Origin of the sequence: Marivirga sp., assembly GCF_051117495.1 — a bacterium.
In the GTDB taxonomy this organism is placed as follows: Bacteria; Bacteroidota; Bacteroidia; order Cytophagales; family Cyclobacteriaceae; genus Marivirga.
The window spans coordinates 43,199-58,835 of record NZ_JBNPEF010000014.1; the positions used below are offsets into that span (position 1 = coordinate 43,199).

The following is a 15,637-nucleotide window of genomic DNA, read 5'->3' on the forward strand; positions in this document are numbered from 1 at the left end:
TATATAATGGCTCTAAAGCCGTATTGTCATCAAAACTACCGTCTCCTGCAGTGCTCCAGCTTAAAGTAGAGAAATTGGTAGCCGATACCGTGCCACTTGCTGATAAATCAAGGTCATCACCTTCACAAATTGCCACATCATCACCCGCTTCTGCCTTCGGGGCTGGGGTAATGGTCAAAGTCATATCGTCCGTTGTTGCCGGGCAACTACCATTTCCAGTCGCCTCAAGGGTCAATACCACACTTCCGTTGGTGATGTCCGTTGCACCCGGGCTATATATTGGCTCCAATGCTGTATTGTCATCAAAACTACCATCTCCTGCAGTGCTCCAGCTTAAAGTAGAGAAATTAGTGGCCGATACCGTGCCACTTATCGATAAATCAAGGTCATCGCCTTCGCATATTGCCTCATCATCTCCTGCTTCTGCGGTTGGAGCTGGAGTAATCGTTAAAGTCATATTGTCCGTAGCGGTTTCCGTAGTGCAGGCACCGTTTCCAGTCGCCTCAAGGGTCAATACCACACTTCCGTTGGTGATGTCTGTTGTACCCGGGGTATATATTGGCTCTAGGGCTGTGTTATTATCAAAACTACCGTCTCCTGCTGTGCTCCAGCTTAAGGTGGAGAAGTTGGTGGCCGATACCGTGCCACTTGCCGATAAATCAAGGGCATCGCCTTCACAAATAGTCTCATCATCACCCGCTTCTGCCGTTGGGGCTGGGGTAATAGTCAAAGTCATATTATCCGTGGTTGCAGGACATCCATCATTTCCATTTGCCTGAAGCGTTAACAGCACACTCCCGTTGGTTATATCCGCTGCACCTGGGGTATATATTGGCTCTAAGATTGTGTTGTCATCAAAACTACCGTCTCCTGAAGTGCTCCAGCTCAAGGTGGAGAAGTTGGTGGCCGATACCGTGCCACTTGCCGATAAATCAAGGGCATCACCTTCACAAATGGTCTCATCATCACCCGCCTCTGCAGTTGGGGCTGAATTAATAGTCAAGGTCATATTGTCCGTAGCGGTTTCCGTGGCACAGGCACCGTTTCCGGTCGTCTCAAGGGTTAATACCACATTGCCATTAGTAATATCCGTTGCACCTGGGGTATATAATGGTTCTAGTGCTGTATTGTCATCAAAACTACCGTCTCCTGCTGTGCTCCAGCTTAAGGTGGAGAAGTTCGTGGCCGATACCGTGCCACTTGCCGATAAATCAAGGTCATCGCCTTCACATATTGCCACATCATCACCTGCTTCTGCCGTTGGGGCTGGGGTAATGGTCAAAGTCATATTGTCCGTTGTTGCCGGGCAACTACCATTTCCATTTGCCTGAAGCGTTAAAATCACACTTCCATTGGTAATGTCTGTTGCACCTGGGGTATATATTGGCTCTAATGCTGTATTGTCATCAAAACTACCGTCTCCTGCTGTGCTCCAGCTTAAGGTAGAGAAATTGGTGGCCGATACCGTGCCGCTTGCTGATAAATCAAGGGCATCACCTTCACAAATAGTCTCATCATCACCCGCTTCTGCCGTTGGAGCCGCTGTGATCGTCAAGGTCATATTGTCCGTGGCAGTTTCCGTGGAACAGGCACCGTTTCCAGTCGCCTCAAGGGTCAATACCACACTTCCGTTTGCAATATCCGTTGCGCCTGGGCTATATATTGGCTCCAAGGCTGTATTGTCATCAAAACTACCATCTCCTGCAGTACTCCAGCTTAAAGTAGAGAAATTAGTGGCTATTACCGTGCCACTTACCGATAAATCAAGGGCATCTCCTTCACAAATAGTCTCATCATCACCCGCCTCTGCCGTTGGGGATGGGGTAATAGTCAAGGTCATATTGTCCGTGGCAGTTTCCGTAGTGCAGGCACCGTTTCCAGTCGCCTCAAGGGTCAGTACCACACTTCCGTTGGTGATGTCTGTTGTACCCGGGGTATATATTGGCTCTAGGGCTGTGTTATTATCAAAACTACCGTCTCCTGCCGTGCTCCAGCTCAAAGTGGAGAAGTTCGTGGCCGATACCGTGCCACTTGCCGATAAATCAAGGGCATCTCCTTCACAAATAGTCTCATCATCACCCGCTTCTGCCGTTGGGGCTGGGGTAATAGTCAAAGTCATATTATCCGTGGTTGCAGGACATCCATCATTTCCATTTGCCTGAAGCGTTAGCAGCACACTCCCGTTGGTTATATCCGCTGCACCTGGGGTATATATTGGCTCTAAGATTGTGTTGTCATCAAAACTACCGTCTCCTGAAGTGCTCCAGCTTAAGGTAGAGAAATTGGTGGCCGATACCGTGCCACTAGCCGATAAATCAAGGGCATCACCTTCACAAATGGTCTCATCATCACCCGCCTCTGCAGTTGGGGCTGAATTAATAGTCAAGGTCATATTGTCCGTAGCGGTTTCCGTGGCACAGGCACCGTTTCCGGTCGTCTCAAGGGTTAATACCACATTGCCATTAGTAATATCCGTTGCACCTGGGGTATATAATGGTTCTAGTGCTGTATTGTCATCGAAACTACCGTCTCCTGCTGTGCTCCAGCTTAAGGTGGAGAAGTTCGTGGCCGATACCGTGCCGCTTGCCGATAAATCAAGGTCATCGCCTTCACATATTGCCACATCATCACCTGCTTCTGCCGTTGGGGCTGGGGTAATGGTCAAAGTCATATTGTCCGTTGTTGCCGGGCAACTACCATTTCCATTTACCTGAAGCGTTAAAATCACACTTCCATTGGTAATGTCTGTTGCACCCGGGGTATATATTGGCTCCAAGGCTGTGTTGTCATCAAAACTACCGTCTCCTGCTGTGCTCCAGCTTAAAGTAGAGAAATTGGTAGCCGATACCGTGCCGCTTGCTGATAAATCAAGGGCATTACCTTCACAAATAGTCTCATCATCACCCGCTTCTGCGGTTGGAGCCGCTGTGATCGTCAAGGTCATATTGTCCGTGGCAGTTTCCGTGGAACAGGCACCGTTTCCAGTCGCCTCAAGGGTCAATACCACACTTCCGTTTGCAATATCCGTTGCACCTGGGCTATATATTGGCTCCAAGGCTGTATTGTCATCAAAACTACCATCTCCTGCAGTGCTCCAGCTTAAAGTAGAGAAATTAGTGGCCGATACCGTGCCACTTACCGATAAATCAAGGTCATCGCCTTCGCATATTGCCTCATCATCTCCTGCTTCTGCGGTTGGAGCTGGAGTAATCGTTAAAGTCATATTGTCTGTTGCATCTGCACAATTTTCGTTGCCAAATGCAGTCAAAGTAAGGGTCACACTACCTGCCGTGATGTCTGCCGCACTCGGACTATAGCTGGTGATCAATTGTGTGGCATCCCCAAAAGTACCTGAACCACTTGTGCTCCATTCAAGCCCGTTGTTGTCGCTTACCGTTGGTGCGGTGCCAAAATTGTTCATGTCAAAAATATCCGTACTGCATATCTCTTCATCACTACCAGCCGTTGCGCTTGGTGCCGGCACTATGGTCATGATCACATCGCTTGTTACGGGCGCACAACTACCGTTTCCAGTCGCTTCGAGCGTCAGGGTTACCGTGCCGTTGGTTGCATCGTTAGCTCCAGGGGTATAGACCGGTGCTAAAACCGTATTATCAATAAAGCTACCATCTCCGCTTGTTGTCCAGTTTAAGCTTGCGAAATTGCTTGCACTTGGCGGGGTAGCAGAACCTGAAAGGTCATAAGCAGTCGCCTCACAAATTGACTCGTCACTACCGGCATCCGCTGTTGGTGCAGGCGTGATCGTCAAGGTCATATCGTCAGTTACAGGGTCACAGCTGCCGTTGCCGGTCGCTTCCAAGGTCAATACCACGGTTCCGTTGGTGATGTCCGTTGCACCCGGGGTATATAATGGCTCTAAAGCCGTATTGTCATCAAAACTACCGTCTCCTGCAGTGCTCCAGCTTAAAGTAGAGAAATTGGTAGCCGATACCGTGCCACTTGCTGATAAATCAAGGTCATCACCTTCACATATTGCCACATCATCACCCGCTTCTGCCGTTGGGGCATTAGCCACTGTTACAATCACATCAGAATCAGAATCTGCGCATGTACTCGTATTATCACTTATTGTCCATCGAAAAGTATAATCGCCATCGAAAAGTAAATCTGTGATTAGTGTATTAGGATCATTAACATTGTCAATCTGAGCATTTGCTCCACCCGGTTGTGAAATTATTGTCCAAGTACCTGTTTCAAAAGATTGAACTGCATTTCCATCTAGTGTGGTGTTATCTACACAAATACTTTGGTTGGAACCAGCATCTGCAACTGTAGGCGTATTAACCACGATTCCTGATTCTACCTCAGTACACCCGTATCCATCAGTAACAGTTACTTCATAAGTTCCGGCAGAAAGACCTGTTTGATCTTGGTCTGTGACTACAAGACCACTACCATCGCTAGTTGACCATTCATAAGTATATGTCCCTTCTCCTCCTGAAACTGAAATAGCAATTTCTCCATCATTACCATTACATGCAGGTAAAATATCATCTATTGTAATAATAATATCTAAAGCGCTGCTAACAAAGATATTGTTAGCAGGAAAAGGAGAAAACCCAGCCCCATATGATTCTCCATTTGGTGAAGCTGGACATGGTCCATCACTTAATAATAAAAGATAATCTCCTTGTGGTAATCCAGAGAACTGAACGGTATTAGTTCCAATTACAGGTGCATCAACTGTATTTCCTCCTGGTAAAGCATTATCATCATAGACAAAAATAGCACTAGATTGATCATATAATCTTATTCTATATGTGGAACCATCAGGAGGTGTACCATCATTAAATGTAAATAAAATACTACCCTCACCCGCATCCCAACAAGGAGTTATATCTGTACTTCCAGGGCTTGGGCATTGAGCACTTAATTGAAAACTAAATGCTGGAATAATAAAAAATAATAATACAATGTATAATTTTCTCATATTTAATCAATTCTTAAACCAGAATAAGGAAATCCTGAAAAATCTTTACCTACATGTACATCTTTACATGAAGGTTTCTTAACAATTAATAAGTAATCTCCAGTAGGAATATTTTCAAATATTAATCTTTGTAAAGATTTATTAAAGACAACATCCTGAATATTTCCAGAACCTAATGATATAGTTTTATAGATACTTGCATTTGTATAATTATAAAGAGAAAATTCTATATCTGTAACTGAGTCTTTATAATTAGGAAAACTTACAACAAGTTCCTTTCCTTCTATTATTTCGATTTCAAAATCTTCAGTAGATATACATTGCCCTTTTACTTGGGATAGCCAAGCAAAGGAAGCAAAAATTAATACAAATGTTAATCGAATTATCTTAATCATCTTATTAGTTTCCTTAATAACCAATTGTAAAAGTAAAATTTTAATACCTAAATTAAACCACAAATCTAACCCCTTTTGGTACATATTGCATAAAATCACTCAAAGAAAAACATAATTCTTTAAATTTAAATACATACGGAACAAATTCTTCTAATGGATTTTATAGCAATTCAAATATAAGTGATTCAATATTCTAAACAATAAAAAACAAGTAAAACTTTAAGTACTTAACCTTAACTTTCTACTAAACAACGATTTATATCGATAATTAGAATTTTTACAAATACGGATAATCCTTATTCTCACATAGGATAAAAGTCTTGTTTTTGTATCTTTGCAAAAAATCAACAGATTTTAAATTAAATATAATAATATGGCTTTTGATATAGACATGATTAAAGCTGTTTATGCCGGAATGAGTGAAAAAATCGCTTCGGCAAGACAGGTAGTCAACAAACCTTTAACTTTATCTGAAAAGATACTTTATTCTCATTTATGGGACGGGAAGGCAAAAAATGCTTTTGAAAGAGGTAAATCTTACGTGGATTTCGCTCCAGACCGTGTAGCCATGCAGGATGCAACGGCTCAAATGGCACTTTTACAATTTATGCAAGCTGGAAAAGATCAAGCAGCAGTACCTTCAACAGTACATTGCGATCACTTAATTTTAGCTAAAGAAGGCGCTAAAGAAGATTTAAGAAGTTCATTAACCGCTTCTGGAGAGGTTTTCAATTTCTTGGAATCGGTTTCAAATAAATATGGTATTGGCTTCTGGAAGCCAGGTGCCGGTATTATCCACCAAGTAGTTTTAGAAAATTATGCTTTCCCTGGCGGAATGATGATAGGTACTGATTCTCACACAGTTAATGCAGGTGGTTTAGGAATGGTAGCCATAGGTGTTGGTGGAGCTGATGCGGTGGACGTAATGGCTGGAATGCCTTGGGAACTAAAATTCCCAAAATTAATCGGTGTAAAGTTGACCGGAAAATTAAATGGTTGGACTTCTGCTAAAGATGTTATTTTGAAAGTAGCAGGAATTTTAACTGTAAAAGGTGGAACAGGCTCAATTGTTGAATATTTTGGCCCTGGTGCGCAATCCCTTTCAGCAACAGGAAAAGGCACAATTTGTAATATGGGAGCTGAAATTGGAGCCACTACTTCAACTTTCGGTTATGATGATGCTATGGAGCGTTATTTAAGATCAACTGATAGAAATGATGTAGCCCATGCAGCTAATAAAGTTCGTGAACACCTAACAGGAGATGATGAGGTTTATGCTAATCCTGAGCAGTATTTTGATCAAGTAATCGAAATTGATTTATCATCTTTAGAACCACATGTTAACGGTCCTTTCACTCCAGACAGAGCCACTCCTATTTCTCAATTAAAAGCGGAAGCTGAGAAAAACGGATGGCCAACTAAAGTAGAATGGGGATTGATTGGTTCTTGTACCAACTCATCTTATGAAGATTTATCAAGGGCTTCCTCTATCGCAAAACAAGCCGTAGAAAAAGGTTTAAAAACTAAATCTGAATTTGGAATCAACCCTGGTTCAGAGCAGGTTAGATTTACTGCAGACCGTGACGGTTTATTAAAAATATTCGAAGATTTAGACGCAACTATTTTCACCAATGCTTGTGGTCCTTGTATCGGGCAATGGTCAAGAACTGGTGCAGATAAAGGAGAGAAAAACACTATCGTGCACTCTTTTAATAGAAATTTCTCTAAAAGAGCTGATGGAAACCCAAACACTCACGCATTTGTAACTTCTCCTGAAATGGTAGCAGCTATTGCCATTAGCGGTGATTTAGGATTCAATCCATTAACCGATACATTAACAAACGAAAAAGGAGAACAGGTTAAGTTAGACCCTCCTTTTGGTGCAGAATTACCTGATGAAGGATTCGCTGTCGAAGACAACGGTTATCAAGAACCTGCGAAAGATGGAAGTAAGGTAGAAGTAAAAGTTGCTCCTGATTCTAAGAGATTACAGCTATTGGAAGGCTTTGATGCATGGGACGGTAAAAATATTACCGGAGCTAAACTGCTTATTAAAGCATTAGGCAAATGTACCACAGACCATATTTCTATGGCTGGACCTTGGTTGAGATTTAGAGGTCACCTTGACAATATTTCTGACAACTGCTTAATTGGTGCTGTTAATGCATTCAATGAAGAAACCAATAAGGTTAAAAGTCAAATCACAGGTGAATATGGTGCTGTTCCTGCAACACAGAGAGAATATAAAGCAAAAGGAATCCCAACTATAGTAGTGGGTGACCACAATTACGGTGAAGGTTCTTCAAGAGAGCATGCTGCCATGGAGCCAAGACATTTAGGTGTTAAAGCTGTATTGGTGAAATCATTTGCTCGTATTCATGAAACTAATTTGAAGAAGCAAGGTATGTTGGCTTTAACTTTTGAAAATGAAGCTGATTATGATAAAATTCAGGAGGATGATACTTTCAACTTTGTGGATTTAGCAGAATTTGCTCCTGAAAAACCCATCACTATTGAAGTGGTTCATGCCGATGGAAGTAAAGATGAAATCAAAACTCTGCATACTTATAATAATGCTCAAATTGAATGGTTTAAAGCAGGTTCTGCCTTAAACAAAATCAAGGAAGAAGCAGCCGCAAGAGGATGATAATAAATTCATAGAAATAAGTTTATTAATTTAAAGGACTATTCATTGAATGGTCCTTTTTTATTTCCGCTTATTTATATTGAATCCATATTTAGAAGAAATCCAATTTCAGATTAATTTTAAGCTCAACTTTTTCCACTTAAATTATGTATAATGCATAAAAATAGAAAATGAAAAAATTATGAAAGATATAATAACACCTAATAAATCTTTAACTGCAGAAACAGAAAAGAAACTGAATCAGCAGATTGAAATGGAGGGGAAATCATCTGCCTACTATCTATCGATGGCTTCTTGGTGTGAAACGAAAGGATATGTAAACTCCTCAAAATTTTTATATGACCACTCTGATGAAGAAAGAGGTCATATGTTAAAATTATTTAGTTATATCAATGAGGCTGGCGGTCATGCAAGACAACCGGCTATCAGTGAAATCCGACATGAGTTCAATAGTTTGAGAGAAGTATTCGAATTGATCTTAGAGCATGAAATTAAAGTAACTAAATCAATTCACGAATTAGTAGATCATTGTTTCAGTACAAAGGATTTCACTACCTTCAATTTCCTTCAATGGTTTGTGACCGAACAGAGAGAGGAAGAAACCATTGCGAGAAGAGCATTGGAAATCTTTGATATCATAGGTGAAGAAGGAATGGGATTATGGCATATAGATATTGAATTAGGGAAATTGCATGGAATTGACGGTGCAGAAGAATAATAATCCCTAAATAAATGAAGCCGCGAGATTTCAAGATCTCGCGGTTTTTTATTCAATATTAATTATTAATCTTATCTATATTCTGATCCATTTAGGGAATACCCTTCTTATTGAAACCCCAATCGAATATATCAAAGCTAGATAAAATCTAAGTAGCCAATCCCATAGTAATCAAAAATTTGTGCCTCTCGGATAATTGAATAATTTATCGCTACTTTTCAGAGCTTCTTTATCTGCACTTAAAATTGTGGTAATTTGATAATTGATAATTCATTATACCCTCTAAAAAATACTTTAATAAGCATGCAGCTGATTTTACATCATTATAGGAATATTAAATTACGCATGACCCCTTAAAGTTTTGATTCTATTTTCAATTCATTTACTAAATATACCTAATTTTGAATTATGAGGATGTTTTTATTTGTCTTTTTTATGCTAGCTTGTATTCAACCACAAGCAACTGCTCAAATCCAAAAAGACAGCATTAATAAGAAAAAAATAAAAAAGATTATTTTAGCAGAAAGCGCAATATATACAAGCGGCATGACTGCTTTAGGATTTTTATGGTATAAGGACAACCAATCTCAATCTTTTCAATTCTTTAACGATAATAATCAATGGCTTCAAATGGATAAAGTAGGCCATGTTTATACGGCCTATCATATCACCGAAATAAATTTTCAACTATTGAAAAAATCAGGAATGAATTCTCAAAAAGCTATGCTTTATAGCAGTTTAAGCGCTACAGCTATGATGTTTCCTATAGAAATATTCGATGGGTTTTCACAAGCCTATGGAGCTTCCTGGGGAGATGTTGTAGCCAATACAATTGGAGCCTTCCTACCCTATCAGCGGTTTATGTTTGACCAAAACTATATTTTTCCCAAATTTTCATTTTCACCGAGCTCTTACGCTGATTTGCGACCCAATACCCTAGGAAATAATTATATCAAACAGTTAATAAAGGATTATAATGGACAAACTTATTGGCTCAGTACGGATTTAAATATCTTCAGCAAGAAAAATAAATTTCCCGATTGGCTACAGTTTTCGGTGGGTTATAGTGGAAATAAAATGGTTTATGGGAATCCTTTAGAAAACACACAAAATGGCTATGAAGCAAACAGACAATGGTTTTTAAGTTTGGATTTAAATATGAGTAAAATTGAAGTGGAGCAAAAATGGCTGAAAATTATGTTCAATATAATCAATAGGGTTAAAATTCCGTTTCCAACATTAGAATGGAATGGAAAAGGCGTAGTTTTGCATCCTTTGTATTTTTAAAATAGAATAAAATGAAAATTGGCGATAGAGTAAGATTGATGAAAGGAACTGAAGAAGGCATAATAGTAAAAATGCTGGATAAATCTTTGGTAGAAGTTGAGATAGAAGATGGCTTCGCTATCCCTGTTTTAGAGTCAGAATTAGTGGTGGTTTCTTCTGATGAAAGCACGGCTTTTGACACCCCAAAATATGAAAGTCAAAAACCTTCTAAGCAAAAAACAGTCTATGAGCAGCCCAACCAAATAAAAGGCTTTCATTTAGCCATTATACCATTAAATGATCATCTTAATAGTATCTATTTCTTGAATCCTACGAATGATGATATTCTATTGATGGCAAATGAAGTAAATGGGAAGCAAGAGGAAAAAACCATATTATCAGAAAAAGTATTTGCCGGGAAATTCAGTAAAATAACAGAAAGAAATATGGATCATATCAATACTTGGGCTCCTCTTTCCTTTACCATTTTAATTGAAAACAGTAAATGGTCAATTCCTATTAGGCCTGAAAAAATCATCCTAAAAATCAAATCAAAGCATTTTCAAAAAGATAAGGTAGAAATTCCATTCCTGAATAAAAAAGGCTACTTATTGCCTCTCAATCAAGCAATCAAAGAATCTATTGAGCCAGAAAAAATTAACCCAGAGAAATTGAAAAATAGTTTCTTCAGGGGATTGGAAGATGCTGAAAACTTTAACAATACAGTAACGAACAATTCTAAAGTCCCTGAAATTGATCTACATATAGAAAGCATAGATCCTAATTATGAGCATTTACCAAAAGAGGATATTCTTCGCATTCAACTAGCTAAATTTGACGAAAAACTCAATGAGGCTTTTATGGCAGGATTGGATGAAATCATTTTTATTCATGGCGTTGGTAATGGTGTTTTAAGAAACAATATTCACAAACAATTATCCCAACACCATAATGTCCAGTTTTTTAAGGACACACATAAAGAAAAATTTGGATATGGGGCCACATTAGTAAAGATTAAATAAAATTTTATCTAAATTTTATGCAATATTTTACTAAATTTGTTATTATATGCATTTCCTTCATTAAGGAATCATAAAATATAACTAAGAAAACTTTTTAATGACTGTCTTATGAATTTTAATGAATTTATGGAATCGTATGCCAATGAAATAGGCGGACAATTTCAAGAATATGACACTAATAAGTCGGTGGTTATTTACCCATTGGGTGGAAATCGATATCAGGCTGTATTAGGCACTTTAAAAAAGAGCGATATCACCAACAAACCAAGTATTGAATTTACTTCTAAGGTTTGTGAGTTCAACAATTCTATAAACTTAGAAAACCTTATCAGGGCTAATGCTACCTTCTGTTCAGCAAGATTTGTATTGGTAGATGATTTTATAAGAGTTGAAGCGGCCATTTTAGAAGAAAGCGCAACAGATGCCGTATTAAAAGATATTATTGAAGAAGTGGCTACTGTTGCTGATGCATGGGAGCACAAATTAACTGGTCAGGACGTACATTAGATATTTATATTAAATTTTATTTTAACTTAAAACCTTTACACCCTCCCAAATCCATATTTTGGTCTTATTTTTGATTTAAGAATTTTAATAAAAGATTGCAAGCTGTCTTATCGCTTCCTGTTTTAACAGGGGGAGGAAAGTCCGGGCAACACAGAGCACCGAACCTTGAGAAACCAAGGGGCTTGATGTAAAAATCAAGAACAGATAGTGCCACAGAAAACAGGTAGCCTTGACAATTTGCTTGTCAAATTCGTCAGGGTCATAGTGAAAAGGTGGGGTAAGAGCCCACCGTCTCGAATAGTAATATTCGGGTGCACGGTAAACCTTTCGGGTTGTAAGGTCACATATATTTTTGCTTCTGTAGTTCAAGGACTGCGGAATAAGGGCTGCTCGTCCGAAAATCCCGAATACTCGGGATGGTAAAAAGGGGTAGACTGCGTTAGATAAATGATAGGAGCCTGTCTTTGGACAGGGACAGAACCCGGCTTATAGGCTTGCAATTTTTTTATTTAACAATGATTATTTTCAAAACAAAAAAATATGTCAAAGATATTATTGATAGATGATGAGGCCAGTATCCGACAAACATTGAAAGAAATACTGGAATACGAGAAATATCAAGTTGAGGAAGTAGCCAATGGTGCCGATGGTTTAAAGAAAATAGAGAGCGAACATTACGATCTTGTCCTCTGCGATATAAAAATGCCTAAAATGGATGGCATGGAATTGCTTAATGCCGTTTATGATAAAGGTATTGAAATCCCATTCATTATGATTTCGGCTCATGGGACGATAGATAATGCAGTGGAAGCCACCAAAAAAGGAGCTTTTGATTTTATCTCCAAGCCACCAGATTTGAACAGATTATTGGTTTCGGTTAGAAATGCTTTGGATAAATCCAACCTTATGGCAGAAACCAAAACCCTCCGAAAAAAAGTTTCCAAAAAATATGAAATGATTGGCTCTTCTAAAGAATTGGAAGAAGTAAAGGATACCATTGCTAAGGTGGCTCCTACAGATGCCAGGGTACTAATCATTGGGGAAAATGGAACCGGAAAAGAATTGGTCGCCCGCCAGATTCATGAGCAAAGTGAAAGAGCTAAAGCTCAAATGGTAGAAGTCAATTGTGCTGCTATTCCATCTGAACTTATTGAAAGCGAACTATTCGGACATGAGAAAGGAGCCTTCACTTCTGCGGTTAAACAACGAATAGGAAAATTTGAACAAGCAACTGGGGGAACCTTATTTCTAGATGAAATTGGGGATATGCCATTAGCCGCACAAGCGAAAGTTTTACGTGCTTTACAAGAAAATAAAATTAACAGAGTAGGTGGTGATAAAGACATCAAGGTTGATGTGAGGATTATTGCTGCTACTAATAAAAATCTTAAAGAAGCCATTGAAAACAATGAATTTAGAGAGGATTTATTTCACAGACTTAGCGTAATAAGAATTAATGTCCCTCCTTTGAAAGATAGGAAGGATGATATCCCGGAATTAGTGGAGAAATTCTTGAGCGACATTGCTGAAGAACAAGGAGCAAAGAAAAAATCTATTGATAAAGAAGCTTTAAATCAACTAAAGCAATATAATTGGAGTGGAAATATTCGTGAGTTGAGAAATGTAGTGGAAAGATTGATAATTTTGGGAGCTGATAAAATTACTGCTCAAGATGTGAAAAAATATATTGAGTAATGAAAACTGAATAAATCAAACAGATTGCTCTTCCAAATTAGATTCCTGCTCTGTATTTAAATCATTAAATGAATAAGTCGGACAGGTTTTTTGAGCACATGCGCCAATAAATAATCCTGCAATAATAACTAATAAAAGTTTTTTCATATCGAAAGCGTTTAAATATCTTACATTCAAATATAAGTGCATTAATCTAAAATTTAAAATCTATTATTAAATTAATTACATTATTCGATAAAATTTAAAATAATCCATCTACTAAAATTCATAATTCTCAACACAAAAAACCTCTTCAATGAGCTTAAATAGAGTTTTTATGTAAATTAGGAGAAAACAATCAACCGCTTAAAAATAATTTAACTTATACTTAAAAAACACACAAATCATTAACTTCAATCTGTATAATTTTGCTTAATTTGATGCTTAATGTAAATTTAAATATGCTTAAAAAAGCAAAACATCTATTTTTATACTTACTATTTATAAGCATTAACCTTCAGGCGCAATCTTCTGCAATTTCTTCTGAATGGGAGTGGTTTAAAGCACTTAAAGATACTTTATCTGCAAGAAATGCAGAAGAACTCTTAGAAAACAAGCAAGAAGTATTGCAATCTGCGATAGACATTGAAAGAAGCGATATCGTAAGTAAAATCTCAAAAGAGCTGGCTTTTATTCACATAAACAAAACCAATGATTTGGAAAAAGCCATGTCATTATTAATTAAAGCATTGGAAATAGATGAAAAGGCAGAAAACAACACAGCACTTATTTTTACATATATTGGCTTTTATCAACTTTTTGAAAAAATAGAAGACTATTACTATGGGAAAGAATTTTTGGAAAAAGCCTCCAACCTCTTAAGAAATTACGATTTTCCTCCCCTAAGGATTTACCTCAATAAAGAACTAGGCTACACTTATTGGATGACGGGTGAACTGGGCAAATCAATAGAACAACATCAAAATATATTGACCTATGCTAAAGCGGAAAGAATACCAAAACTAGAAGCTGAAGCTCATACGGATTTGGCGAGTATCTATGCAAACGAAAATGAATTTGATAAAGCATTAAGTCATTATCAAAATGCACTTAAGACTTACAGAAGAATTAAATCACCTTTACCGGAGGCTGAATGTTTAACGGCAATAGCTGATATTTATTTATTACAAAACAACTCTGAAAGAGCTTATGAAAATTATTTGGCGGCCCTGAATATATTAAGAGATGTAAGCGATGCAGAAATCCAATTAGCTAAATTATATAATTCAGTTGCTCAATATTATTTAAAAAAGAATAATGCAGAAAGGGCTTTGGCCAATTTAAGGTTGGCTAATCCATTGGCACAAAAGTCCCAGAACCAAGAGCTCATTCAAAACACTTATGGACTATTAAGTAAAGCTTACAAAGAACTTGGCGACTATAAAAAAGCATTGGAATACAGCGAGTTATTTAAAGCTTTGGAAGATTTCCTTCAGAAGGAAAAAAATGATAGGAATATTTTAAAAATGCAAAGCCGTCATACAATCAATCAGAAACAAAGCTTAATAGACCAATTAGAGCTCAATAGGATTCAAAAAGACTTCGAACTTGAAAAAGAAAAAAGATTCAAGGAATTTCTAATTATTATGGTGGCATTAATTGCCATTATTTTGATTTTAATCTTAACGCTTTTCATTCTACAAAAAAGGAACAATAAAAAATTAAAAGAAGCAAACCTAAAGGTAAAAGCCCAAAATGATGAATTAGAAGATCTTAATGCTACTAAAGATAAATTCTTTTCCATTATTAGTCATGACTTAAAAGGTCCTTTAAATTCACTTACCTCTTTTTCCGGTCTTTTGATGAACCATACCAGCAGTTTGAGCACAGAAGAAATTCAAATGCTGGCAAAGGACTTAGATAAATCCTTAAAAAACCTTTTTGCCCTGCTAGAGAATCTTTTGCAATGGTCACGATCTCAAACAGGTAACATAGAATTTACTGCAGAAGAATTTGACCTTACTGAAATGTTGAATGAAAATAAAAAGTTACTGGACAAACAAGCAGAAAACAAAAAGATCGACATAGAGGTAAAAAACACTAAGCCGATAAAAGTAAAAGCACACCGTAATTCTATCACAACAGTAATAAGAAACTTATTGTCAAATGCCATAAAATTCACAGATGAAGCAGGACAAATTAAAATGGGCGTGGTAGAGGAAAGCAATCAATATGTGGTGAAAATTGCAGATAATGGTGTGGGGATGCCAAAAGATGTAGCCTCCAAAATTTTCAGGATTGACACCAAACACTCTACTCAAGGAACAGCTAAAGAAAAAGGAACTGGTCTAGGGCTTATTTTATGTAAAGAATTTGTGGAGAAAAATGGTGGTAAGATTTGGGTGAAAAGTGAAGAGGGAAAAGGAACTATTTTTTCTTTCTCAATACCCAAATAAA

General features: G+C 37.8%; 10 protein-coding genes and 1 other RNA gene. 8 read left to right on the forward strand and 3 right to left on the reverse strand.

All coding sequences use genetic code 11. The annotated features are described in order from the left end of the window. Both ACFE0M_RS07815 and ACFE0M_RS07820 read right to left on the reverse strand, forming a co-directional pair. The coding region (locus ACFE0M_RS07815; RefSeq protein ID WP_434545198.1) for a beta strand repeat-containing protein at window positions 1–4,951 on the reverse strand (4,951 nt) is incomplete at its 3' end. Window positions 4,952–4,953: 2 nt separating this feature from the next. Beyond that, complete coding sequence (locus ACFE0M_RS07820) at window positions 4,954–5,430, reverse strand: hypothetical protein (RefSeq protein WP_434545199.1); 477 nt, start codon at window positions 5,428–5,430, stop codon at window positions 4,954–4,956. Between the two features lie 289 nt (window positions 5,431–5,719). Between ACFE0M_RS07820 and ACFE0M_RS07825 the strand changes: the two genes are divergently transcribed. From ACFE0M_RS07825 to ACFE0M_RS07855, 7 genes are all read left to right on the forward strand, one after another. Then, window positions 5,720–7,993 (forward strand): aconitate hydratase, encoded by a 2,274-nt coding sequence (locus tag ACFE0M_RS07825; protein WP_434545200.1) that lies wholly within the window; start codon window positions 5,720–5,722, stop codon window positions 7,991–7,993. 181 nt (window positions 7,994–8,174) lie between these two features. After that, window positions 8,175–8,711, forward strand: a complete 537-nt coding sequence (locus tag ACFE0M_RS07830) for a ferritin (RefSeq protein ID WP_434545201.1) — start codon at window positions 8,175–8,177, stop codon at window positions 8,709–8,711. Between the two features lie 435 nt (window positions 8,712–9,146). Next, window positions 9,147–9,998 carry a DUF2279 domain-containing protein gene (locus tag ACFE0M_RS07835; RefSeq protein ID WP_434545202.1) on the forward strand — a complete coding sequence of 284 codons (852 nt, stop codon included), beginning with the start codon at window positions 9,147–9,149 and terminating at the stop codon, window positions 9,996–9,998. An 11-nt stretch (window positions 9,999–10,009) separates the two neighbouring features. After that, entirely contained in the window at window positions 10,010–10,999 is a 990-nt protein-coding gene (locus ACFE0M_RS07840; protein ID WP_434545203.1) for a Smr/MutS family protein, read from the forward strand. A gap of 108 nt (window positions 11,000–11,107) precedes the next feature. Continuing rightward, window positions 11,108–11,506 (forward strand): hypothetical protein, encoded by a 399-nt coding sequence (locus ACFE0M_RS07845; RefSeq protein WP_434545204.1) that lies wholly within the window; start codon window positions 11,108–11,110, stop codon window positions 11,504–11,506. A 94-nt stretch (window positions 11,507–11,600) separates the two neighbouring features. Next, window positions 11,601–12,011: RNase P RNA component class A (rnpB, locus tag ACFE0M_RS07850), an RNA gene on the forward strand. Between the two features lie 35 nt (window positions 12,012–12,046). Then, on the forward strand, window positions 12,047–13,201 hold the full coding sequence (locus tag ACFE0M_RS07855; protein ID WP_434545205.1) for a sigma-54-dependent transcriptional regulator: 1,155 nt from the start codon (window positions 12,047–12,049) through the stop codon (window positions 13,199–13,201). A 15-nt stretch (window positions 13,202–13,216) separates the two neighbouring features. Here ACFE0M_RS07855 and ACFE0M_RS07860 read toward each other — a convergent pair whose 3' ends face one another. Further along, complete coding sequence (locus ACFE0M_RS07860; protein ID WP_434545206.1) at window positions 13,217–13,348, reverse strand: hypothetical protein; 132 nt, start codon at window positions 13,346–13,348, stop codon at window positions 13,217–13,219. A gap of 293 nt (window positions 13,349–13,641) precedes the next feature. Between ACFE0M_RS07860 and ACFE0M_RS07865 the strand changes: the two genes are divergently transcribed. Beyond that, a complete protein-coding gene (locus tag ACFE0M_RS07865; RefSeq protein WP_434545207.1) occupies window positions 13,642–15,636 on the forward strand; it encodes a tetratricopeptide repeat-containing sensor histidine kinase in 1,995 nt (664 codons plus the stop codon). The last annotated feature ends 1 nt before the right edge of the window (window position 15,637 follow it).